The 21,811-nt window shown below is 34.4% G+C and carries 23 protein-coding genes and 1 tRNA gene; 12 read left to right on the top strand and 12 right to left on the bottom strand.

Annotated features, from left to right (window positions below; genetic code table 11):
• Positions 1–217: 217 nt before the first annotated feature.
• Positions 218–1,528 (bottom strand): phosphoribosylamine--glycine ligase, encoded by a 1,311-nt coding sequence (gene purD, locus EJ01_RS03785; protein ID WP_048082015.1) that lies wholly within the window; start codon positions 1,526–1,528, stop codon positions 218–220.
• A gap of 357 nt (positions 1,529–1,885) precedes the next feature.
• Between purD and EJ01_RS03790 the strand changes: the two genes are divergently transcribed.
• From EJ01_RS03790 to EJ01_RS03815, 7 genes are all read left to right on the top strand, one after another.
• Complete coding sequence (locus EJ01_RS03790) at positions 1,886–2,257, top strand: response regulator (protein ID WP_048082014.1); 372 nt, start codon at positions 1,886–1,888, stop codon at positions 2,255–2,257.
• A gap of 326 nt (positions 2,258–2,583) precedes the next feature.
• Complete coding sequence (locus EJ01_RS03795; RefSeq protein ID WP_048082013.1) at positions 2,584–4,323, top strand: acetolactate synthase large subunit; 1,740 nt, start codon at positions 2,584–2,586, stop codon at positions 4,321–4,323.
• A gap of 1 nt (position 4,324) precedes the next feature.
• A complete protein-coding gene (gene ilvN, locus EJ01_RS03800; protein WP_048082012.1) occupies positions 4,325–4,825 on the top strand; it encodes an acetolactate synthase small subunit in 501 nt (166 codons plus the stop codon).
• 86 nt (positions 4,826–4,911) lie between these two features.
• Positions 4,912–5,247 carry a cadmium resistance transporter gene (locus tag EJ01_RS17935; protein ID WP_084689128.1) on the top strand — a complete coding sequence of 112 codons (336 nt, stop codon included), beginning with the start codon at positions 4,912–4,914 and terminating at the stop codon, positions 5,245–5,247.
• On the top strand, positions 5,213–5,518 hold the full coding sequence (locus EJ01_RS17940; protein ID WP_084689129.1) for a cadmium resistance transporter: 306 nt from the start codon (positions 5,213–5,215) through the stop codon (positions 5,516–5,518). The genes EJ01_RS17935 and EJ01_RS17940 overlap by 35 nt, the downstream gene beginning before the upstream one ends.
• Before the next feature lie 300 nt (positions 5,519–5,818).
• Complete coding sequence (gene ilvC, locus EJ01_RS03810; protein ID WP_048082011.1) at positions 5,819–6,805, top strand: ketol-acid reductoisomerase; 987 nt, start codon at positions 5,819–5,821, stop codon at positions 6,803–6,805.
• Positions 6,806–6,871: 66 nt separating this feature from the next.
• Positions 6,872–7,864: a methanogenesis marker 12 protein gene (locus EJ01_RS03815; RefSeq protein ID WP_048082010.1), complete on the top strand. Its 993-nt coding sequence runs from the start codon at positions 6,872–6,874 to the stop codon at positions 7,862–7,864.
• Positions 7,865–7,889: 25 nt separating this feature from the next.
• On the opposite strand, the gene EJ01_RS17945 is transcribed toward EJ01_RS03815, so the two are convergent.
• From EJ01_RS17945 to surE, 4 genes are all read right to left on the bottom strand, one after another.
• A complete protein-coding gene (locus tag EJ01_RS17945) occupies positions 7,890–8,024 on the bottom strand; it encodes a hypothetical protein (RefSeq protein ID WP_269221157.1) in 135 nt (44 codons plus the stop codon).
• Positions 8,025–8,048: 24 nt separating this feature from the next.
• Positions 8,049–9,005, bottom strand: a complete 957-nt coding sequence (locus tag EJ01_RS03820; protein WP_048082009.1) for a type II CAAX endopeptidase family protein — start codon at positions 9,003–9,005, stop codon at positions 8,049–8,051.
• A 368-nt stretch (positions 9,006–9,373) separates the two neighbouring features.
• The gene (locus EJ01_RS03825; RefSeq protein ID WP_048082008.1) at positions 9,374–9,670 is read right to left on the bottom strand and encodes a DUF2098 domain-containing protein; all 297 of its coding nucleotides are present in this window, start codon (positions 9,668–9,670) and stop codon (positions 9,374–9,376) included.
• Between the two features lie 40 nt (positions 9,671–9,710).
• The gene (surE, locus tag EJ01_RS03830; RefSeq protein WP_048082007.1) at positions 9,711–10,487 is read right to left on the bottom strand and encodes a 5'/3'-nucleotidase SurE; all 777 of its coding nucleotides are present in this window, start codon (positions 10,485–10,487) and stop codon (positions 9,711–9,713) included.
• 177 nt (positions 10,488–10,664) lie between these two features.
• Between surE and EJ01_RS03835 the strand changes: the two genes are divergently transcribed.
• Positions 10,665–11,453 (top strand): restriction endonuclease, encoded by a 789-nt coding sequence (locus EJ01_RS03835; protein ID WP_169740438.1) that lies wholly within the window; start codon positions 10,665–10,667, stop codon positions 11,451–11,453.
• A 500-nt stretch (positions 11,454–11,953) separates the two neighbouring features.
• Here the strand turns inward: EJ01_RS03835 and EJ01_RS03840 are convergent.
• Positions 11,954–12,025: transfer RNA gene (locus EJ01_RS03840), tRNA-Val, on the bottom strand.
• Between the two features lie 279 nt (positions 12,026–12,304).
• Here EJ01_RS03840 and EJ01_RS03845 point away from each other — a divergent pair.
• Together EJ01_RS03845 and EJ01_RS16325 are read left to right on the top strand one after the other, a co-directional pair.
• Positions 12,305–13,228 (top strand): branched-chain amino acid transaminase, encoded by a 924-nt coding sequence (locus EJ01_RS03845; RefSeq protein WP_048082005.1) that lies wholly within the window; start codon positions 12,305–12,307, stop codon positions 13,226–13,228.
• Between the two features lie 337 nt (positions 13,229–13,565).
• Positions 13,566–14,018, top strand: coding sequence for a hypothetical protein (locus EJ01_RS16325; protein ID WP_052375820.1), 453 nt, complete (start codon positions 13,566–13,568; stop codon positions 14,016–14,018).
• A gap of 363 nt (positions 14,019–14,381) precedes the next feature.
• Here the strand turns inward: EJ01_RS16325 and EJ01_RS03855 are convergent, their stop codons facing one another.
• Entirely contained in the window at positions 14,382–14,891 is a 510-nt protein-coding gene (locus EJ01_RS03855; protein WP_048082004.1) for a PsbP-related protein, read from the bottom strand.
• A 199-nt stretch (positions 14,892–15,090) separates the two neighbouring features.
• Between EJ01_RS03855 and uppP the strand changes: the two genes are divergently transcribed.
• Entirely contained in the window at positions 15,091–15,930 is an 840-nt protein-coding gene (gene uppP / locus EJ01_RS03860) for an undecaprenyl-diphosphatase UppP (RefSeq protein WP_048082003.1), read from the top strand.
• 49 nt (positions 15,931–15,979) lie between these two features.
• Here the strand turns inward: uppP and EJ01_RS03865 are convergent, their stop codons facing one another.
• From EJ01_RS03865 to cobT, 5 genes are all read right to left on the bottom strand, one after another.
• A complete protein-coding gene (locus EJ01_RS03865; RefSeq protein WP_048082002.1) occupies positions 15,980–16,174 on the bottom strand; it encodes a helix-turn-helix transcriptional regulator in 195 nt (64 codons plus the stop codon).
• A gap of 10 nt (positions 16,175–16,184) precedes the next feature.
• Entirely contained in the window at positions 16,185–16,745 is a 561-nt protein-coding gene (locus tag EJ01_RS03870; protein ID WP_048082001.1) for a hypothetical protein, read from the bottom strand.
• A gap of 288 nt (positions 16,746–17,033) precedes the next feature.
• Entirely contained in the window at positions 17,034–17,369 is a 336-nt protein-coding gene (locus EJ01_RS03875; protein ID WP_048082000.1) for a hypothetical protein, read from the bottom strand.
• 129 nt (positions 17,370–17,498) lie between these two features.
• Positions 17,499–18,206, bottom strand: a complete 708-nt coding sequence (locus tag EJ01_RS03880) for a stage II sporulation protein M (RefSeq protein WP_048081999.1) — start codon at positions 18,204–18,206, stop codon at positions 17,499–17,501.
• Between the two features lie 90 nt (positions 18,207–18,296).
• A complete protein-coding gene (gene cobT / locus EJ01_RS03885) occupies positions 18,297–19,409 on the bottom strand; it encodes a nicotinate mononucleotide-dependent phosphoribosyltransferase CobT (RefSeq protein ID WP_084689130.1) in 1,113 nt (370 codons plus the stop codon).
• A 741-nt stretch (positions 19,410–20,150) separates the two neighbouring features.
• On the opposite strand from cobT, the gene EJ01_RS03890 reads away from it, so the two are divergent.
• A complete protein-coding gene (locus tag EJ01_RS03890; RefSeq protein WP_048081998.1) occupies positions 20,151–21,785 on the top strand; it encodes a bifunctional N(6)-L-threonylcarbamoyladenine synthase/serine/threonine protein kinase in 1,635 nt (544 codons plus the stop codon).
• Positions 21,786–21,811 lie beyond the last annotated feature (26 nt).

Consider the following 21,811-nt stretch of genomic DNA (forward strand, 5'->3'; position numbering starts at 1 on the left):
ATTGAAGAACATGTTTATTTAAATCATACTATATCTACTTTTCTCTAATTCTAAATGAATTATTTTCTAGAGAATTCAAGCAAAATAAAATGATTTGAACTTTTTATTCAGTTCATCATTCGTTGTAATTCATTCTATTCTATTTCAGTTTAATACTGAGCTATTAGAGCTTTTCAAGTTAATTTAAAATAGGGTAATAATTTTATTACCTCTTGAATTATTTTCTGATTTCTCCCATGTGTTTAACCCGTTTCTGCACAAGATCTGCTGTTCCAACATCCCTTCTGTGATAAACATCGCCTTTTACGTATTTTGTAGCGTCTTCACACAGCTTTTCAGCTTCTTCTATTGATTCACCGACTGCAACAAGGCCAAGGGCTCTTGAAGAAGAAGAGTAAATCTTCCCATCTTTTTCATTTACAGCAGCATAATAAACCTGGGCGCCAGCTTCGTTAATTTTAGCTTCGTCCACATCGATTACCTGGTTTGGAACTGCATTTCCAGGGTATCCTTCTGGCACGATGTATTTACAAACTGTAGCTTTATCTTCAAACTCAGCTCCTTTAAGATTCCCGTTAACGATACCTTCACAGATATCTACAAAATTAGAATCAAGCAGAGATAGAACATTCATGGCCTCTGGATCACCAAATCTGGCATTGTATTCTATGAGCTTCGGGCCGTCCCTGCACAGCATGAACTGTCCATATAAAAATCCTTTATATGGTCCAACCTCTTTATTAATAGCCTTTACTGTTTCTTCCATTATTTTAACAGATTCATCATAACTTTTTTTATCTAAAAATGGGAGTAATCCGCCTTTATCAGAATAGGACCCCATTCCTCCAGTTATAGGCCCTTCATCTCCTTCAAATGCATATGGGTGGTCCTGGGCCGCAGGCATTGGAGCTATGTTTTTACCATCTACAAATGCCTGGACTGTAAATTCTTCACCTATTGCACGTTCTTCAAGTACTACACTGGCGTATCCGCCCATTTTAGTATCTACTACTTCTTTGGCATAATTTTTAGCTTCATCTAGATCTTTTAACTGCTCTCCAACAATCTTAACTCCCTTTCCACCGGTTAATCCGACAGGTTTAACAACAATATCTTCCCCAAATTCATCGATAAAATCACTGATATCTTCATAGTTATCAAAACACCGGTAGGTTAAAGATCCTGGTATTTTATAGTTTTCAAAAAGGTTTCTCATGAAAACTTTGTCTGTTTCAATTTTAGCCGCTTCCATGGTCGGTCCAACACAGCCTATACCTTCTGCCTGTAGAGCATCGACAATACCCTTTTCAAGTGGGGCTTCTGGCCCAATTACAGCTATATCAATCTTATTTTTCACTGCAAACTTCTTTACAGCTTCAATGTCATTTTCACTCCCTATCTGATATTCAGATATTCGCGCTATCCCAGGATTTTTATTGCTCATAACTGAGTATAATTCTGCATTTCCTTCTACTGCTTTACAAATAGCGTGTTCCCTCGCCCCTGTACCTACTACAAGAATCTTCATATAAATCCTCCTTTAAATAAAATCTATGAATCTGAAATTTTAAATTAAGTACCTATTTTTGATATAAAACTAAAGACTAAAAATTTCCTGATTTTTTATTATCTCTATAAATTCTCCTTTTATAAATCTATAGACATGACCCCCTATAAAAATGGTTTATTATTTAATAGATAAACCTATAGATAAAACTATTAAAAATATTAAAATTGCTGCTCGTTATATGTTTATCAGATAACAGCAAATATAATCTAAAAAAAATACAAGTGACACAACATATAATGCATATAATTGAAAAAAATGGCTATAAATAACAGCTTGAACTAATTAATGCAGAGAGGTCATTAGAGGAGCTTAATAATGGTAAATATACTGATAGTTGAAGATGAAAGCATCGTGGCACTGGATATACAGGACAAAGTAGAACGTCTTGGTTATGGTGTGCTGGCGGTGGTATCTTCTGGAGAAAAAGCTATCGAAGAAGTTAAAAAATCCCAGCCAGACTTAGTGTTGATGGATATTGTACTTAAGGGAGAAATTGACGGAATAGAGACCGCCGAGCGAATACGTGAACATTTTAATATTCCAATAATATATCTTACAGCACATTCTGACAATCAGACACTTAACAGAGCAAAAATAACAGGGCCTTTTGGCTATCTAGTAAAACCTTTCGTTGATAGTGAACTGCGCAGCGCTATAGAAGAAGTTCTTAGTAAGCAAGGTCATTAAATACATTAGGTTCGGCAAATATCTGATTTACTTGTATTTTCCAAGCTTTGAGGAAATTTTAAAATATTCAAAGCTTATAAATTAGGTATTTACCCAGAGTAATAGAAAATAATTTTAGAGCATATACTCCTGATTATTTTTGGATCTAAATCTGGTTTAAAAATGAGAATATCCCATTTAATAAATTTAATTTTAAATATTAAACATAGTTGGATCACAATTAATTCCAGCTATCCAAAAGAGATTATATGAACATTAATATATCTCAGAATAAATAAATATGAAAACTAGCCAATAATATACATAAATTATTACAGGTGTTTATAATGAGAGGCGGAGAAGCACTACTTAAATCACTGGAAAATCAGGGAGTAGATGTTGTATTTGGATACCCCGGGGGACAGTTACTTCCTCTATACGATATGATCTACGATTCTGACCTAAGACACATTTTAGTAAGACACGAACAATGCGCAGCTCACGCTGCAGATGGATATGCAAGGGCATCTGGAAAAGTGGGTGTTTGTATTGCAACATCAGGTCCTGGAGCAACAAATCTCGTGACAGGGATAGCAACTGCTTATATGGACTCATCCCCAATCGTCGCTATTGCAGGACAGGTCCCAACAGGACTCATTGGTAATGACGCGTTCCAGGAAGTAGATACGCTTGGAATGACAATGCCTATTACTAAACATAATTTCCAACCTATAACTTCAAAAGAAATTCCCGAAATGGTAAAATCAGCATTTTATATAGCTGGAACTGGAAGACCAGGACCAGTAGTTCTAGATCTACCAAAAGACGTTCAGGAACAGGAATTAGATTTTGAAAATGATGTCAAAATCAATCTACCAGGATACAAACCAACAAGAAAAGGGCATCCTTTACAGATAAAAAGGGCAGCAAGCTTAATTGGAAACGCTAAAAAACCAGTTATACTTGCAGGTGGCGGAGTTATTATATCAAATTCATCAGAAGAGCTTTTAAAGCTTTCAGAATTAGTTGGAGCTCCTGTAACAACTTCACTTCTTGGTAAAGGATCCTTCCCTGAAGATCACGACCTTTCCCTTGGAATGCTTGGAATGCACGGCAGATTATCAGCCAATTTCGCTGTAGATAAATGTGATTGCCTGATTGCTGTTGGATGCAGGTTCTCAGACCGGACAACAGGAAAAATAAGTGAATTTGCTAAAAATGCAAAAATAATCCACATAGACATCGACCCTGCAGAAATAGGGAAAAATGTAGATGTTGACATTCCAATTGTTGGTGATGCAAAGATCATTTTATCAAACCTCATAAGAGCTATTTCTCAAAATAAAATGAGCAGTAAAAGCATGGAATGGGTAAATCGTGTTAAAGACTTCAAACAGACATGCATACCTAAAATGTCATTTGATAATACGCCATTAAAACCACAGCAGGTTATAAAGGAGATAGCAGAAGCTGTAGATGATGATACAATCGTAACAACAGATGTTGGGCAGAACCAGATGTGGATGGCCCACTATTTCACATCCCGAAAACCTAAAACATTCTTATCCTCTGGAGGGCTTGGAACTATGGGATTTGGATTCCCTGCTGCAATAGGTGCAAAAGTTGCAATGCCTGAAAGCGACGTTGTAGCTGTTGCTGGTGACGGTGGGTTTTTAATGGTATCACAGGAACTTGCAACCGTAAAAGAATACGACATTCCAGTTGTAATCTGTGTTTTAGATAACAGATATTTAGGAATGGTTGCCCAGTGGCAAAACCTGTTCTACGAGAAGAGGTTATCACATACCCACTTAGGAGAATCTCCCGACTTTGTTAAACTTGCAGAAGCGTTTGGAGTTGCTGCAGACCGTGTAGAAAGGCCTGGTGAACTTCGTGAGGTACTTTCCAGTGCAATAAACTCTGGCGAACCAACACTCATCGATGTTACAATTGATCCAGATGAAATCCTTCCAATGGTACCTCCAGGATGCGGCCTCACAGAAATAGTTGGGGAGTACAAAACCGAGCCTAACAACTCTGAAGATGTGCCATATCATGAAGCAGCTAAAGAAAGGGCAGGTGATTAAGATGGACGATCAAAGGACCCATATTATTAGCGCGCTTGTACTTCATAAGCCAGGTGTACTCCAGAGAGTTGCAGGACTCTTTACAAGAAGGGGATTTAACATAGAGAGTATCACAGTTGGAACTTCAGAGCAGGAAGAAATTGCTCGAATGACCATAATTGCAAAAGGCGATGGGAAAGTCCTGGAACAGATTACAAAACAGTTGAACAAGATCATAGATGTCATTAAAGTAAGAGATCTGGAGCCAGAAAATACTGTTAAAAGAGAGCTTTGCCTGATTAAAGTTCACTCACCAACAGAAAAAATAAGGGCTGAAGTTGTTCAATATGTAAATATCTTTAGAGGGCGTGTAATAGATGTAAGCCCTGAAACTCTCACCATAGAGATGACAGGGGCATCAGATAAAATTGACGCTCTTATAGACCTTGTAAAAGGTTTCGGAATTAAAGAAATCGCAAGGACAGGCCCTACTGCAATGTCTAGAGGTGTTAAAACTATTTAATATACTCGAAAATTCTATGAATTTTAGGTACCCCAAAAATCATTGATTTTTGAGGGCCCTCGCTTTTATTTTTTTAATATGTACTCATGATAGAACTCATTTTTCTAATTTTTACAGCCGTTGCAATGTTTATAGCAACTAATCTTGATGATCTTTTTGTTTTAATGATATTCTTTTCAAATAAAGAATTTACGGCTAGACAGGTTGTTTTAGGCCAGTACATTGGAGTTATGGCTTTAATTGCAATAAGTGCATTAAGCTACTTTTTAAAGTTAGTTATTCCAGTTAACTGGATCGGACTGCTTGGTATATTACCCATAATTATTGGACTCAAAAATTTAAAGGATTTAAAAGATAACAAGGACGTTTCAGCAAATTATAATATAAATGAAGAAAATAACGGCTTTTTTTTCAAAATTTAGAAATTCAAAATCTTCTTTAGTAGCACTTGTTTCATTTACAAATGGCGGAGATAATATTGGAGTTTATGTCCCATTATTTGCAAGTATAGGCCTGCAGCAGATGCTCGTTGTAATATCAGTATTTATAATAATGATCTTGATATGGTGTTATATCAGCTTTAGTTTGGTAGAAAACAGTATTTTAGGAGATAAAATTAAAAAGTACGGCCACATAATTCTGCCATTTGTCTTAATTTTCCTTGGGATTACTATTTTAGCACGCAGCTTCTAATTTCAGCGTTTAATTTTAAAGGGTAAAATAGGCCATGATAAAATTTATAAATCCACGGCTCAAATATTGTAGTGGCATTAATTTTTTACCCTATTACGGTAAATCATTTAACTCAAAATCATCAGGAGGTTGAGAAAAATCGTAGATTTTCGAAACATTTGGTTTCGTGCTCCAAAAATTCGAAGAATTTTTGAGAGATTTTCGAAACCGCAAAAACCGAGGTTTTTGCAGGTTGAAGAAAAATCTTTTAGATTTTTCTGAACCTCAGAAAATAGTGAAAATATTTTTTGGAGGCATTAAATGAATATACATTACGAAAAAGACGTAGATTTAGACGTTTTAAAAGATAAAACTATAGCAGTTATAGGATATGGTAGCCAGGGAAGGGCACAAGCATTAAACATGTCTGAAAGCGGATTAGATGTTGTTGTCGGACTTAGAAAAGGTGGAGCATCATGGGAAAAAGCAAAAGCTGATGGTCTAACTGTATTAACCATAGAAGAAGCAGCATTAAAAGCAGACGTAATCCACATATTAATCCCTGATGAAATTCAGGAAGCAGTTTATGAAGCAGCAATTGCAGAAGGGTTAGAAGAAGGTAACACCATTTCATTCTCACATGGATACAATATACACTACAACTACATAAAAGCACCTAAAAATGTAAACGTTACAATGGTAGCCCCAAAAGCACCCGGTGCAACTGTTAGAAGAGAATATGAAGAAGGATTTGGAGTTCCAGGACTCGTAGCAGTCGAACAGGACTACACAGGAAATGCAAAAGAAATCGCACTTGCAATGGCCAAAGGATCTGGACTTACAAGAGCAGGAGTACTTGAAACAACTTTCAAAGAAGAAACAGAAACTGATTTATTCGGTGAACAGGCAGTACTCTGTGGAGGAGCAACTGAACTTATAAAAGCAGGTTTCCAAACACTTGTAGATGCTGGATACCAGCCAGAAATTGCATACTTCGAAACATGCCACGAATTAAAACTCATAGTAGACCTTATATACAAACAAGGTTTTGCTGGAATGTGGCACGATGTAAGTAACACCGCAGAATACGGAGGACTTACAAGAAGAGACAGAGTTATAACCGACGAATCAAGGGCTGCTATGAAAGAAATTCTCAAAGAAATCCAGACTGGTAAATTTACCAGGGAATTTGCCCTTGAAAACCAGGCAGGAGCTCCTATGCTCAAAAGAATGAGGGCAATGGAAGACGACCTCCAGATTGAAAAAGTAGGTACAAAACTCAGAAAACTTTGCGGATTACAAAAATAATCCCCTTCTTTTTCTTTTCAAATTTAAAACCAATTTGATATTTTATAATTGCATAAAGGTGAATCCATGGTATTTGTTGGAATGGATCATGGGACTACAGGAGTCTCTTTTACAATTCTTGATAACGAAACTACTCATTTTAAAATCCTGCGGGAAGACTTATCTGCCGGAAAAGTCTCTGCATTAAAAGAACTTTCAAAAAGAGTTGATTTAAACTCAATTGACCTCATGGCAATAACCTATGCTATGGGAGATGCCCTAAAAGCCGTAACCCCCATAGAAAAAGTGAAAAACAGAGGAATTAAATCAATGGAAGGCGCTGGAAAAGTAACAGGCGGCGGAACAGCAGTTTACGATGAAATCGAAAATTCAGGGATTCCAACAGTTGTAATACCTGGAATTCACGATGAAACCACGTGCCTCGATGAACGTTTTAAAGCCGCTTATTCTCATCACGCCAGCTCTGAAAAAGTCAGCATATGTTATAACGCGTTCCTGGAAACGGGATTTAAGAATATGATAGTTTCAGATATCAGTTCCAATACGGTAACAATGCTGATTGAAGACGGAATAATTAAAGGAGCTATGGACGCATGTATAGGTGCTATGGGAACTATTCACGGCCCGCTTGACCTTAAAATGATTAGAGATATCGATGACGACATTAGAACTGCCAATGAATGTTTTTCACGTGCAGGAGCTGTAAAAATAGCTGATGTATATGGAAAGGTAAGTCATGTAAAGGACGAAATTATTAAAAATTATTTAAATGGCGACGGGAAGGCAAAGCTTGCTGTAGATACCATGATTATGACAATAGTAATGGAGATCTACGGACTTGCGGGAATAACAGAAAAAATGGACGGAATTATATTAACTGGCTCTACTGGATCTATGCAGGAACCAATCGATATATTTGGTCCCATTAAAAAACAAGTAGAATGTATTGCACCAGTTGTTAGAATTGGAGAAAGATCCGGTTCTGTTGGAAGCGCTCAGATCGCCAGAGCTGTTTTTGAAGGAGAAAAGGACATTTTAGGTATTCCTGTGGTTAAATAATTTTGTTTATAACTGTATTTTTATTTTATACCCCTTGATTTTTCTTTTTATATCTTATAATTAACCATATAACCAGCAAAACAATAATTACGCCTACAAAGAACCCAACTACCTGTTCTGTTGTAACTGTAGTTGTAGTAGTTGTTACCGTTTGTATCATAATTCACCTCCTTAAATTCATTAATTAAATTTCTTTAGCTTCAATTTTATCCAGTTCTACATCCACTGTATCCCTGAAAATATTGAGTAACATATCTTTTTTATTCCAAAAAACAACGCCTATCAATGCTAAAGCATATAAAACAAATATTGGAACATCTGTTACCGGATTAGGAGTCCCATATGATGTTAATATAGATGGAAGACCTTCAAATCCGCCACTTGCACTATTAACTACTACAGAGACAAAAATATTGTTTGCAATGTGCACTCCCATTGCTGTTTCCAGCCTATTTTCTCCCAAAGTTATTATACCTAATGTTATTCCAATAATAAACACCTGGAGTACTATATCCACACTTGTAATGGTATCTGTACCGTTCCAGAAGTGAAGAGCCGCAAAAATGACAGATGTAACCATTAAAGGGATTATTGGCTTTTTTGTGAGTACCCCTACTGCCTGCATAAGATATCCCCTAAAAAACAGCTCTTCAAAGGATGCTTGGAGTGGGAATACCAGTAAACTCAAAAGCAGGAGGAAAATGAATGTACTTGGATTAAAAGTTACTTTAACACTGCTGGGATCAATTATTAACTCAATTAATGACCCGACTGTTAAAATAGCAAACCATATTCCTGCACCTTTTAATATTCTTACCCAATCTACTCTACAGACCGTGTTAATTATGGATATGAATTTTCTTTTATGGATAAATTCTATGCATAAATAAAGGAGTAAAATCGAAATTGCAGCAGATATACCTGTTAATACAAGCTCAAATAAAGGATTTGAAGCGATTGCATAAGACATGTCTGGAGTATTAGTTGCTAACGCTATTAATCCCAGAATTATGAAGACAGGGATAAAAATTACTGCTGTCACTGCCATAGGTACTGGCCATGTTAAAATAATGGTTAAAATGTATCTCCACCAAGTGTTTTTACTTCCCGATGCATTATCTAAAAATGTTATCCTGGACATGTTGATTACTCCTTATTTAAGATGATACCTTTCAATATTAAATCATTGCTTAAGTATTTCACTACAATATATTCTGCAGCCAGTAATTCACCCAAAATTGCATCTCTAATGTTTATAAGGATCTATAGTAGAAGATTAAATGATATATTTAATAATTTGGGAATTCAAACTTAATAATCAGTTAATAAATATCCTAATATATAAAACTAACTATATTAAGATTGATTTAAGAGTTCTAATTGCTCTAAAAGAGCAATATTGCTCCATAAAAACAAACATAGTACATAGTAAGATATAATGCAAGAACTAGATATTTAAATTAATTTACTAAATTTAAAAGAAATTTACTGGTTTAAAAAAATAAAAATTCAGCCCCCGCCGTAACCAGGGCCGTCTGCATGATCAGAAATCACAGCAGGATTTGCAACGTCAAATTTTCCAGACCTTAACCTATTTTTCTTTTTATAGGACTTTATATAGGCTTCATTATTCTCGATGACCTCAATATAATCACTTCTATAATAAAGGCCGCTGGAATCAAGCTTAATCCATATAGCATCCTCTTTAACTAGAATATCAATTACATTTCCAGTTGTATGCGTCCTTATGTACTTAACCTGCAGATTCCTCTGGATTTGTTTTCCGTTTATATCTAAGATTTCCATCAGATCACGATAGACTATTTAAAAATAAAAAAAATTTTATTTATTCGAGCCAATCTTTCATTAAATGAAGATCAGAGGTACAATCAAGCGATACAGGAGTTATAGTAGGGCATTTATCGTATCTGAGCACATGCACATCAGTACCCTCTTCATCTACTCCTACAGGATCCCCTGCGATCCAGTAATATTCTCTTCCCCTTGGATCAAGTCTTTTTTGAATATGGATAGAATACATTCTCTTTCCAAGCCGCGTTAATTTAATTTTATGGCTTTCTGGGTGTGAAGGGATGTTTAAATTTAAAAGATCAATTCCTTCAGGAAGACCTTTTTTGATGATCATCTTGGAAAGTCTTTTTATAACTTTCTGAGCGAAGCTGAAATCAAGGTCTACATGGCCATCATGAAATTTAATATCATCCCTTGTAACCTGTATAGAAGCAGCTATAGCAGGTACTCCATGAGCAGCGGCCTCCATTGCCGCGCCTATGGTGCCCGAAGTTGTAAGTTCTGCCATACCTAAATTTTCACCAATATTAATACCTGAAATAACTAAATCTGGTTTTTCATCCATTATTTCATACATTCCAAGTATTAAAGAGTCTGTTGGTGTTCCTGAAACTGAATAAGCCCTGCTTCCATCCCGTAAATTAGATGAACTAACTCTCATTGGTTCAAAAAGTGTGAGTGCGTGTCCTATTCCGCTTTGCTGTGTTGCTGGTGCCACGACATAGATATCCCCCAGTTCACGAACAGCATCTTTTGCTGCTACAATCCCCGATGAGTTAACCCCGTCATCATTAGTTATCAAAATTCGCATGATGCACATATCTATATTTCAACATTCAAAAAGGTTACTGGAAGTTAATAAAAATAAATATTATTTATGTCATCAGTTAAAAGTAAATACTACATATTAAATAATGAAAATACGGAAATATAAATCATTTATAAAACAGTGATACATCTAATATAATTGAATATCTCCAATTCAAGGGTGAGGAAGTTGGAAAAAAATAGATTGGTCGATTTTGTAGCTAAAATCATGGAAAAATCTGGATTTAAGGTTCATAAATACTTTAAGACATCAAAACACCTTGTAGATATATACGGAGTTTTACCTACTGTTTTAGGAGATATTAGCGTAGTAGTAGCATGCAAAAATTACGAAGAAAGATGGAAAGTAGGTTTAGATGTGCTTAAAGAGATGGAAATGGTAGCAAAAACCCTCCAGGCATCCAAAGTAATAGTTATAACAACCTCAACTTTTTCAGATAATGCCCTGAGTTATGCAAATGGTAGAAATATCGCACTCATAGATAAAGATGAATTGATGAATATCGCTAAATCACTTTCTAAGAAGAATGTAGAAACTTATCAAAACTATGATGAGGAAGAAGAAAGCGAAGATGAAGAAACCTATGTACTCCCTTCTGATTCTGCAGGTAGTTCCTTCCTAAGTCGAGGTAGACGAGGTTCTCTGACCGGGAAGAAAAGGAATATATCCCATGATGATACATCCGCTAACTTAAAAAAATGGGGTAAAACTTTATTAAGTAACCCAATAGCGCTTATTATAATCGTATTAGCTGTTTCAACACTTATACCTTACCTTATACACATAAATAAGGCACTTTTAGGGATTTTAAGAATTTTTATTGCAGCTGTGCTGTCTTATGGAATAGTAATGGCTGTAGAAAGAGATATAACTGTAACTCTAATAAGGGGAAGTACCGTATTTTTCGTGACCCTGATTATATACATAGCACTGATATTCTTAACATAAATTAACGTGCTAACTCCTCAAAAACTTTCAAATATCATATATTTTTTGTAAGTTCAACTTTTTTGGGACCTTCAAACGCAAAGCGTTTGGGGCATGTGAAAATTGAAAATTTTCACGGTTGAAAATCTTTGATTTCCGAAAGGTTAGAAAAAGCAATCAAAATCTTTGTTTTTGACAGTTTTTCTAACTTTCAGTTTTGCAAACATGGAAAAATTGAAAATTTTTCCGGCCACAAAACTTTTAGTTTTGTAGGCATTAAAAATCAAAGATTTTTAAGAGTTATAACTTAACTAATAATTTCTAAAATCTTTAAAAATAGGAAAATTTTCTAAAATTCTATTTTAATCTTATTTAATAGATGAAGTACTCCTTTTGTTATTTTAAATTTTAAAAATCACTGACCTTTTTAAATATTGATTGAAAAGTAGAATAAATAGTTAACATGCTAAAACTTGAATTTTGATTAATTAATGCTAGAAAAAAATAGTTAGTTATTCTAATGGGCCGGACGAGATTCGAACTCGTGATCACCTCGTTGTAAGCGAGGTATCATACCCCTAGACCACCGGCCCTTTATGCGTATTTTTGACTATTGTCAAGTAACGTATATAAACTTTTTCCAAAAAAACCTTGAGAAATAAACTTCGGAAAATGAAATTTAAGCTTTGTTCCTATATAAACTTTTCCTAAATTAATTCAAATTATCAACTGATTTTTATATTCCTACATTTTATTATATACTATAGATAAATATTGCATAGAAAAATAAATCAAATTTAATAGCCGGAATATGATTTAGGCGTAATACATTGATTTCTTAAAATTAATCAAAGTTTAAAAGAGGGATAACAATGGCTTTTGATGAAACTGGAAAAATATGGTTTAACGGTGAATTCGTTAACTGGAAAGACGCAAACATACATGTTCTATCTCACGTTGTTCACTACGGTTCAAGCGTATTTGAGGGCATAAGATGCTATAACACGAAAAAAGGCTCTGCAGTATTGCGTTTGCGGGAGCACGTTGAAAGGTTGTTTAATTCTGGAAAGATCTACAGGATGGAAATTCCATACACCGTAGATGAAATTTGCGATGCTATAATCGAGACTGTAAAGGTTAATAACTTAAAAGACTGTTATATACGGCCTATTGCATTTAGAGGATACAGGGAATTAGGTGTTTACCCCTTGAACTGCCCTATGGATACTGTAATTGCAGCATGGGAATGGGGAAAATATCTTGGTGATGATGCCATTGAAAATGGTGTAGATATAGGTGTCTCAACATGGAGGCGAATGGCGCCAAACACACTCCCTAATATGGCAAAGGCAGGGGCCAACTATATGAATTCTCAACTGGCAAAGATGGAATCTGTAAGCAACGGCTTCGATGAGGCAATAATGCTCGATTACCATGGAACAGTTAGTGAAGGAAGCGGTGAAAATATATTTTTAGTTAAAGATGGTGAACTGTACACTCCACACGCTTCTTTATCTCTCCTTTCAGGAATTACAAGGGACTCTATAACTAAATTAGCTCAAGACATGGAAATTAAAGTAAATGAGGAAGCAATTCCAAGGGAAATGCTCTACCTTGCAGATGAAATTTTCATGACAGGTACAGCCGCTGAAGTTACCCCTGTCAGATCTGTTGACGGGATAAAAATAGGAAATGGAAAAAGAGGGGAAATCACAGAAAAATTACAGACAAAGTTCTTCAACATCGTTGGAGGTGTTGAGGAAGATGAACACGGCTGGTTAACCTTCATTGATTAGGTTGAAAGTTAAAATTATTAACATGAAACTTACTTCCTTTTTTTAATATTTTTTTTATCTTTTCAAAAATTATTTTTTATAAGTTACAAGTTTGAAGATATAAGTTATAAGTTATAACTTAAAACCTGAGGACTTATACATCCTATTTTTGTCAATTCATTGATTTTAAGTGTTTTTAGCTGTTTTTTAACTAAAAGTTATAAATTTTAAGTTATTTGTTATAAGTTATAACTGATCCAACAATCGTTCATAGTAGCGTGACCCCCTCAATTCAATTACTAGACTTAAATAAAAACTTTATTATTTAAAAATAATATCTAATTAAAGAGGTACTTCCATGCCATATCTTGTATGCGAAAAATGTAGAGAATACTACAGAATAGAAGACTGGGAAACACCCGATGAATATTTAGATAGGTGTGAATGTGGAGGGAAATTACATTTTTATGATTACATTCCTTTAAACAAAGTATATAAATGCTTAAGATGTGGTTTTGAAGGTAGAATGGGTTCTTCAGATCAAGGTTGGTTATTTTGCCCACAATGTCAATTTAAATATTTTTTAAAGGATGAATGTCCCATTTGTGGCTTCAAAGATAAATTATTAAAACAGGAATATCCCAATCTTTTCGGAACAGCGTATAAATGTCCTAATTGTGGTAACAAATTTGGTATACTATACAAAAAATCTAAAAGTAATCTTGATTATTCTTTTTTGATAAGGAACGTGGGACAGTTAATAATAATGCTAGTGCTAGCATTATTAATCATATTCAATGTTAAAGTCTAATTTTTAAATCTATCATTATAAAAAGTATGATAATTCGATTATAAGTTTTAAAATGTTGTTAGAAGTTAGTCTGTAGGAAGTTATAAGTTAAAAGTTATAAGGAAAAATAGTTAGAAGTTGGTCAGTTAAAACTTATAAGTTCCACGTTATAAGAAAAAATAGTTAGAAGTTAGTCTGTGAGAAGTTATAAGTTAAAATTTATAATAAAAATGTTGTTAGAAGTTGATCAGTAAGAAGTTATAACTTCTAAGTTAAAACTTAAATCTTAAAACTTATACATACATTCTATTAAAATTTCTTTCTTAAATGCATGAATTTTTATATAAAGGACAACTAGAATATAATATGTTAAAAAAATAAAATTTAAGGTATTTTAAAGCTATTCAATATCTGATTAAGCGTTTTTTGATTATTATCAGAGGATTCAAAAACAGCTAGATAAGCTGTACGATTTTTAATAAACAAAATACCCGATAAATAATTTTCCGATGCTTTTACAGTTATTTCATAACCTTTAACTCCATCAACAGTTACAGAGCCTTCTGATACATATTTTGTACCGTTAGCATTTAGCGTAGCATTATAATATATTACCAAACTGTTCAATGTGACATCTGTCTGATTCTTAATATTTTTAAGCCTGGCAACCCCAAAAATTGTAGATCCATCACCTACAGCTGCTAATATTTCACCTTTATCATCTAAAACACTTTGATAAGCTGTTTTATCTAGTTCACTCCAAGTTCCAGGATAAATGAATGATAAACCATTTGCAGAATAAGTTTTATTAGCCGGTGCGGGTTGACTTGTTGTACATCCCGAGACTGCAATAATTAAAGCTAAGACAGTTAATATAAAAATCCATTTCTTCATAAAATCACTATTAAATTCATTTAATACTATATAAAGGTACGATAATCCCCAAAACCATTTTTCGGTTAAAATTATCTACTAATTTTATGATGATAATGTATATTAAGTTCTTATTATAAACGTACACGAGTTAAAATGCATTTCAAATTAATAATAATTTTAACTCAATTTCTATTAAATATAATATTTTGGTGATAAAATGGATATAATTCAAGCATTAATTCTAGGAATTGTTCAGGGACTAACCGAATTCCTGCCTGTAAGCAGCTCGGCTCACCTGGTATTTGTTCCTTACCTCATAGGGACTACTTCAAGCCTAGCTTATGATACTCTGTTACATATTGGAACATTAGTAGCTGTAGTGGCCTATTTCTGGAATGATATAATAAATATGTTAAAGTCATTCTTTTCAAGTTTAATAGACATATTCAGAGGCCAGTTCCGAAAAGGCCTGCAAGAAGACCAGTTCAAAAAATTAGCATGGTTTGTAATAATTGGTACTATACCTGCAGGATTAGCAGGGATTCTCTTTAAATCCAGCTTTGAAAGCTTATTTAACAGCGTGCCTATTGTAGGTGTATTTTTAATTATAACTGGGTTCTTACTTTGGGGATCAGAAATGGTGTCCCGAAGAATCAGCAACAAAACAAGCCTAAAAGAAATGAGCCTTAAAAACTCCATAATAATAGGTATTGCTCAGGCATTTGCTATAGCCCCCGGAATATCACGTTCTGGAGCTACAATTTCAGCCGGGCTATTTTTAGGAGTAGATAAAGAATTAGCAGCACGTTACAGCTTTTTACTGTCCATACCAGCCATACTTGGTGCTGCCCTCGTACAGGCAAAGGACATCGGTTCTATGATGGATATCGGTAGTGTAGCTGCCATAGCTGGTTTTATAGCTGCAATTATAAGCGGTTACCTTGCAGTGAGATTTATGTTAAAATTAATAAAGGAAAGGAATTTACTTCCATTTGCTTACTACTGCTGGATAATAGGTCCTCTAGCTATAATTTTAGGTTATATTTACCATTTATAAAAACTACTTTCTTTTTTCCCATTTTTATAAAAAATAATTTTTCCAACTGTTATTCCTCAAAAATAAACAGTTCATCAATACTAGTTTCTAAAATTACAGCAATATCATGGGCTAACTTAAGCGAAGGGTTATATTTGCCCTTTTCAAGAAATACAATAGTTTCCCTCCTGACACCAACTTTTTCAGCAAGTTCAGCCTGAGTTAAATTGTATTTTGCCCTGAATTCTTTTATTCTGGTTTTCATATGATCCCACTTATTCTATGTCGCCCCTACGGCTTAAAACTGTATTAGCTATAAGCATAGTAGATACCATAACAAAAATAGTCACTCCCATTAATTCAATTGGGTTGTGTATATTTTGCCCCCAGTACATATTTAATACAAGGAAAGTAACAAATATTAAAGTTATATACCATGAATAAGTTGCTGCAAATGTTCCTATTTTCCTTAAACGTTCATCTCGAGCTTTTTTATCCATCCCCACATATGTAAAGAAATTAGTCATCAAGCCCATTATACCCAAAAGGAGGAGAACTGAGAGTAAGTCACTCATGGTTTTTGTAACTATCATTACAAGTCCAGAAACCATTAAAGCAGCTGATCCAAACCATATACTTACATTATACATGTCATAATTGCTAAATTTACTTTTATTTCTTTCATTATCCTCTTTCTTTCTAAATTTATTAAAAATAGGCACTAAAAAAAGCAAGAAGAACGCAAAAAAGATATAATATATCGGATTTTCCAGTACATATCCCATTAAGCCTAAAATTCCCAATGAGCCCCAGTAATAATTGAATTCTGTGTCCATTATATTCACCTCTCTCCATTTTCAGCCATATAGCTGTTTTATACAATAATTCAAGATTTAGAAATTTAAAATCTTATTAATTAGTCTACATCACCCTTTCTGTTTAAATAAATATTAACGCCAAGCATTGTAGCCACCATAACAAACAATATCAAACCTAAGCTAGCTATGCTGACACTCTTATCTCCAGACCATATACTAGAAATAAGGATAGAACATAGGATAAGTAAAGTTAGATGCCACGAGTAAGTGGTAGCAGTAGTCCCTATTTTCTTCAAACGTTCATCTTTAGGCTCTTCCATGCCAATATAGTAAAAAAAGCTGATCATTAAGGCAAATAATCCTAAAAATACCAGAATTCCAAAAAACAATGTTTGTTACATCAAGAACCATCACCATAATCCCTGACAGAATTAATACTGCAGACCCAAACCAGGTAAGTAGGTTCATTTTCCCTTTGTTTTTTGCTTCTTTTAATAAATGATCAACTGCTGTTGATATCAAATAACCCCCTAGTAAGGAAATAAGGAGATAATACAGCATACTGTTTGATTTAAATATATATCCTAAAATTCCCACAATCACCAAAAATCCCAATATCATATACTTAAATTTATTTTCCATATTTTCACGGCATTAAATATTTAACTCCCCTTTAAGTTATTTATTTCCAACATAAAGTTATAAATTTCTAACATCATGTTATGTAATTCTAACATAAATGATATTTAAAGCTTTCTATTATCTGAAAAATTAGTATACAAAAACAGAGCGGACACCGAAATAGAAATCATACCACGAAATATAATGGTTAGTTAAGATATATACCCACCAGGTGCTCCAAAAGACTTCTAACATAGCAGCAACGGCCAAAATTACAATAATCTTTAAAATCAAAGGCAAAAATTCATTTTTAATACGACTTTTAAAAGCACCGAAATCATGTTTCAATACCATGTTTGCAAAAGATCCATAAAATTTTAAAAATGCGTCTATTGATAAAAGAGCAGCTAAAATCTCCAGCGGCAGATGAAAAGATCCTAAAAGTATCAAAACAGCCTTAAAAATTCCAAATTTCATTACAAGCATGCCTGTAAGAGAACCTGAAAAGGCAAATAAACCTGTTAACATAACAGGGACAATAGCAATACCTGTGAAAATACATAAAACCATCAACATGATGTTATTTAAAAAAATGCCAAATGAATATTGGCCTAAATAGTAAATAAAATGGTTCTGCAGATAATTTAATGAAATGATATCTGGCAGCTGAATACTAACATCCATATTACCAAGAAAGAACCCATAATAAAAGGAAGATACTGCATACTGAGGTTTTAAGATTGCAAATACTAGACCAGATACATAAAACAAGATAAAAATTAGAAAAGAGTATTTAGACGGTGCAATACGTTTCAAGCATTTTATAACTTTTTTATTTAAATTTTCATGTTTTTTCATGGCTCAATCTATTTTAAAGTTTAAATGATTATTTTCATTTGACTACAAGCATATACCGAATTTTACCCTTTCACAAAACCATTCAACTTTCTAAAAGATTTTATCACATAAATCTTCGATTTTCAATCTTATATTATCCATAGGGATATCTTTAAGTAATGCAGCCATCATCGCCCCACCGGCACCTACACCTTCTTTTACAGAGCCGTCTAAGTAACTTTTAAGCCCAGGAACAGAAGATTTTTCAAATTCAGGGTCAACTGCAAAAATATTGATGTCAGCAACCTGACGTGTTAGCTGATTAATATCCGCTGTCTCATCTTCTGCAACGAAAATAGTTGTTGCAATACATAAATTAGAGAAATCAAACTCAGGATTAATGCCTTTAATAACAGAACACACTGCAGTCATCTGTGTACCTCCAGCAAGCACAATTGGTATAGAGGAACCCATTACAATCCCCGCTACAGCAGGGATAGTTGGATCTCCAACGATTTCAACAGCCCGCAAAGCATCTTCTACTGTCTCTCCTTCCCCATATCCTGCAGCTTTAAGACCCTCCCGTACTGCACCATATTTTAAATCATGAGGATTTTCAGGCATACTCCCGCTTACTTTCTGCTTTGCATTGTATCCTAATGCAGTTAAAACTCCTAAAGCAGTAGTTGTGCCTGCAGGAGTACTTTCTCCAATTACAAGGTGATCTGTTAATTTTGATAAAGTTTTTCCAAGTAAAACCCCTTTTTCAAATATTTCTCTTGCATTCGGCACAGCATTTCCAGTCCTTACATCTTCACCCGGCCCATTACCCAGTTTAATGTAAGGAATATCTGGCTTTATCCCCGCGCCGGCATCAACTACCAGTATGGGAATATCTGCAAGTTCAAGAGATGCTTTTGTTATTACAGCAGGTGTCGGGGCAGCCGCGCCGTCAATCACTGTTTGTGGAATTTCTGGCAGGCATTTCGGTTCCCCACATATTACAAGTTCCAGATCTGCAGCAGGAGTATACTCCGTAAGTTCTGGTGTGGCGCCTGCCCCAGTTATTCCAGGGATATTGGAAGTCTTTGTAGTTGCCATTACACATAAAAATAAAGTATCTTTTCCCTTTAGTTCACTTAGAACTTCTGATGATCCGTAGCATTTTATATTTCTATTAATGGTAATGTCATCTGAAATTGCATTATCTGATAAAGTTTTCATTGATATTCACCTTAACCATTGCACTCATTTGCATTCTATTTGTTAAATTCAATATAATATAATTTGCATGATTTCACAGAAATGAGATGTAACTTGATTCAAGCAAAATTTAAACTTATTTTCAAGATATATCAAAAATTAAGCCATGTAAAATATTTTAAACTTAAACATCTTCTAATTAGAGGACATAAACAGAATATTTGAGACTTAGCTAACTAAAACTGCTATTGCATATTCCTATAAACTTAGTCGAAAGACATCCATTTCAAGTGTAACCAAAAAAATTACAAGTATTTAAATACATTTTAATCTTAAATAAAAGAATATTTAAGCTTTAAATCAGATTTAGCTGAAAATATAGATTAAGTAACATGATTAGTGCCATATACACAAAATTATAGGTAATTTAGTCAACATATCCCTGAAGTAAATATTTAACAAAAACTAAAAAATTATTTAATTACATGTTCAATACTATTTAGATACGCTCATGTCTAAATGGTTGTGCCGATATTACTTTGAATTTTTATGAGTTATATGGTTAATTACACTTCTAAATATAATTTCATATAATTAATTGATATTATAATTTAACATAAAGCATGAAGTGTGCACATGATCATGGACATGAGCGTTAGACATACATAAAAATTGTAATTATTTATTGGTAAACAAATGGCTAACTCTTTAAAGCTAAATATAACTATTTATAGACTTATTAAACTTATCGACGTGATATAATTGATTTGTATTGGAATAGAAGGAACTGCAGAAAAAACAGGCGTTGGAATCGTTGACAGTGAGGGCAATATCCTCGCATCATGTGGAAAACCACTAATTCCAGAAAGTGGAGGTATTCACCCGCGTGAAGCAGCAGAACACCATGCTGCTACAATCGTTCCTTTAATAAAAGATGCTCTTAAAGAATCAAAGCTGAATATAGAGGACATAGATTTAGTTGCTTTTTCTCGAGGCCCCGGACTTGGACCTGGACTTAGAACCACTGCAACTGCTGCAAGATCGCTTGCACTTTCGCTGAATGTCCCCATAGTTGGAGTTAACCATTGTATAGGACATGTTGAAATTGGAAAACTCACAACTGGTGCAGAAGATCCGGTTTCGCTCTATGTAAGCGGAGGCAATACTCAGGTAATCGCTTTTGAGTCTGAAAGATACAGAGTATTTGGAGAAACCCTGGATATAGCTATAGGAAATTGCCTCGACCAGTTTGCAAGAGATGTTGGCCTTGGACACCCTGGAGGACCAGAGGTTGAAAAACTGGCAGGTAAAGCAAAAGAATACATTAAACTTCCCTATGCTGTTAAAGGAATGGATCTTTCATTTTCAGGCCTCTTAACTGCCGCTTTAAGGAAATACGAAGGCGGAAAACCCTTAAGTGATGTATGCTACAGCCTGCAGGAAACCGCTTTTTCAATGCTTGTTGAAGTAACAGAGCGAGCTTTAGCCCATACCAAAAAACGAGAAGTCCTGCTGTGTGGAGGGGTTGCTGCAAACAGCAGGCTGCGTGAAATGGTAAGTATAATGGCTGAAGAACACTTTGCAGAGTTTTATATGCCGCCAATGAAGTACTGTGGAGATAACGGAGCTATGATTGCCTGGATGGGGCAGTTGATGTATAAATACGGGTTAACTCAGCAGATAGAGGATACAACTGTAATCCAGAAGTACAGGACAGATCAGGTTGACGTTCCCTGGATGCACAAATCAAAAAAACATCTGGTTTTACCAGGAAAAATTGCAGAAAAAGGGGCAGAAGCAAACATTTACACAGGTAACTGGCTGAATCACGAAACATTTGTTAAACAGAGAATCCCAAAAAGTTACAGAATTTCTGAAATTGACCACAGGCTGCGGAAAAAGAGGACAAAAAAAGAGGCAAAACTTTTAAGCGAAGCCAAAATGTGCGAAGTCAAGACCCCAATTATCTATGATATAGATAGGAAGAAACATGCTCTTGTTTTAGAGAAAATCGAAGGAAAAATAATCAAAGATATTTTTGAAGATGCCTCCCTTGATGAAATAAAAGTAATTTCAAGGAAAATCGGTGAAAACATAGCAAAGCTGCACAACTGCGGCATAATTCATGGAGACCTTACAACTTCAAATTTAATTTTAAAAGATAACAGCATAGTTTTCATAGACTTTGGGCTTGGAAAAAATTCAGACCTGGTTGAAGATAAAGGTGTTGACCTTCTAGTGTTTAAAAAAGCTATTGGAGGCATTCATTATAAAATCGCTGATTTATGCTTTACAGAAATATTGAAAGGGTATGAAACTGCTGATGATTATGAAGAAGTAGCCAAAAAAATTGATGAAATTGAGGGAAGAAGAAGGTACACTGTAAATAACACATAAAAGGACTAATCATAAACTCAATAGCA

Origin of the sequence: Methanobacterium veterum, from assembly GCF_000745485.1 — an archaeon.
GTDB classification, from domain to species: domain Archaea; phylum Methanobacteriota; class Methanobacteria; order Methanobacteriales; family Methanobacteriaceae; genus Methanobacterium_D; species Methanobacterium_D veterum.

What these genes read in the sequence shown, in the direction of transcription:
- purD (WP_048082015.1), bottom strand. Translation starts at nt 1,528, where the DNA reads ATGAAGATTCTTGTAGTAGGTACAGGGGCGAGGGAACACGCTATTTGT.
- EJ01_RS03790 (WP_048082014.1), top strand. Translation starts at nt 1,886, where the DNA reads ATGGTAAATATACTGATAGTTGAAGATGAAAGCATCGTGGCACTGGAT.
- EJ01_RS03795 (WP_048082013.1), top strand. Translation starts at nt 2,584, where the DNA reads ATGAGAGGCGGAGAAGCACTACTTAAATCACTGGAAAATCAGGGAGTA.
- ilvN (WP_048082012.1), top strand. Translation starts at nt 4,325, where the DNA reads ATGGACGATCAAAGGACCCATATTATTAGCGCGCTTGTACTTCATAAG.
- EJ01_RS17935 (WP_084689128.1), top strand. Translation starts at nt 4,912, where the DNA reads ATGATAGAACTCATTTTTCTAATTTTTACAGCCGTTGCAATGTTTATA.
- EJ01_RS17940 (WP_084689129.1), top strand. Translation starts at nt 5,213, where the DNA reads ATGAAGAAAATAACGGCTTTTTTTTCAAAATTTAGAAATTCAAAATCT.
- ilvC (WP_048082011.1), top strand. Translation starts at nt 5,819, where the DNA reads ATGAATATACATTACGAAAAAGACGTAGATTTAGACGTTTTAAAAGAT.
- EJ01_RS03815 (WP_048082010.1), top strand. Translation starts at nt 6,872, where the DNA reads ATGGTATTTGTTGGAATGGATCATGGGACTACAGGAGTCTCTTTTACA.
- EJ01_RS17945 (WP_269221157.1), bottom strand. Translation starts at nt 8,024, where the DNA reads ATGATACAAACGGTAACAACTACTACAACTACAGTTACAACAGAACAG.
- EJ01_RS03820 (WP_048082009.1), bottom strand. Translation starts at nt 9,005, where the DNA reads ATGTCCAGGATAACATTTTTAGATAATGCATCGGGAAGTAAAAACACT.
- EJ01_RS03825 (WP_048082008.1), bottom strand. Translation starts at nt 9,670, where the DNA reads ATGGAAATCTTAGATATAAACGGAAAACAAATCCAGAGGAATCTGCAG.
- surE (WP_048082007.1), bottom strand. Translation starts at nt 10,487, where the DNA reads ATGCGAATTTTGATAACTAATGATGACGGGGTTAACTCATCGGGGATT.
- EJ01_RS03845 (WP_048082005.1), top strand. Translation starts at nt 12,305, where the DNA reads ATGGCTTTTGATGAAACTGGAAAAATATGGTTTAACGGTGAATTCGTT.
- EJ01_RS16325 (WP_052375820.1), top strand. Translation starts at nt 13,566, where the DNA reads ATGCCATATCTTGTATGCGAAAAATGTAGAGAATACTACAGAATAGAA.
- EJ01_RS03855 (WP_048082004.1), bottom strand. Translation starts at nt 14,891, where the DNA reads ATGAAGAAATGGATTTTTATATTAACTGTCTTAGCTTTAATTATTGCA.
- uppP (WP_048082003.1), top strand. Translation starts at nt 15,091, where the DNA reads ATGGATATAATTCAAGCATTAATTCTAGGAATTGTTCAGGGACTAACC.
- EJ01_RS03865 (WP_048082002.1), bottom strand. Translation starts at nt 16,174, where the DNA reads ATGAAAACCAGAATAAAAGAATTCAGGGCAAAATACAATTTAACTCAG.
- EJ01_RS03870 (WP_048082001.1), bottom strand. Translation starts at nt 16,745, where the DNA reads ATGGACACAGAATTCAATTATTACTGGGGCTCATTGGGAATTTTAGGC.
- EJ01_RS03875 (WP_048082000.1), bottom strand. Translation starts at nt 17,369, where the DNA reads ATGGAAAATAAATTTAAGTATATGATATTGGGATTTTTGGTGATTGTG.
- EJ01_RS03880 (WP_048081999.1), bottom strand. Translation starts at nt 18,206, where the DNA reads ATGAAAAAACATGAAAATTTAAATAAAAAAGTTATAAAATGCTTGAAA.
- cobT (WP_084689130.1), bottom strand. Translation starts at nt 19,409, where the DNA reads ATGAAAACTTTATCAGATAATGCAATTTCAGATGACATTACCATTAAT.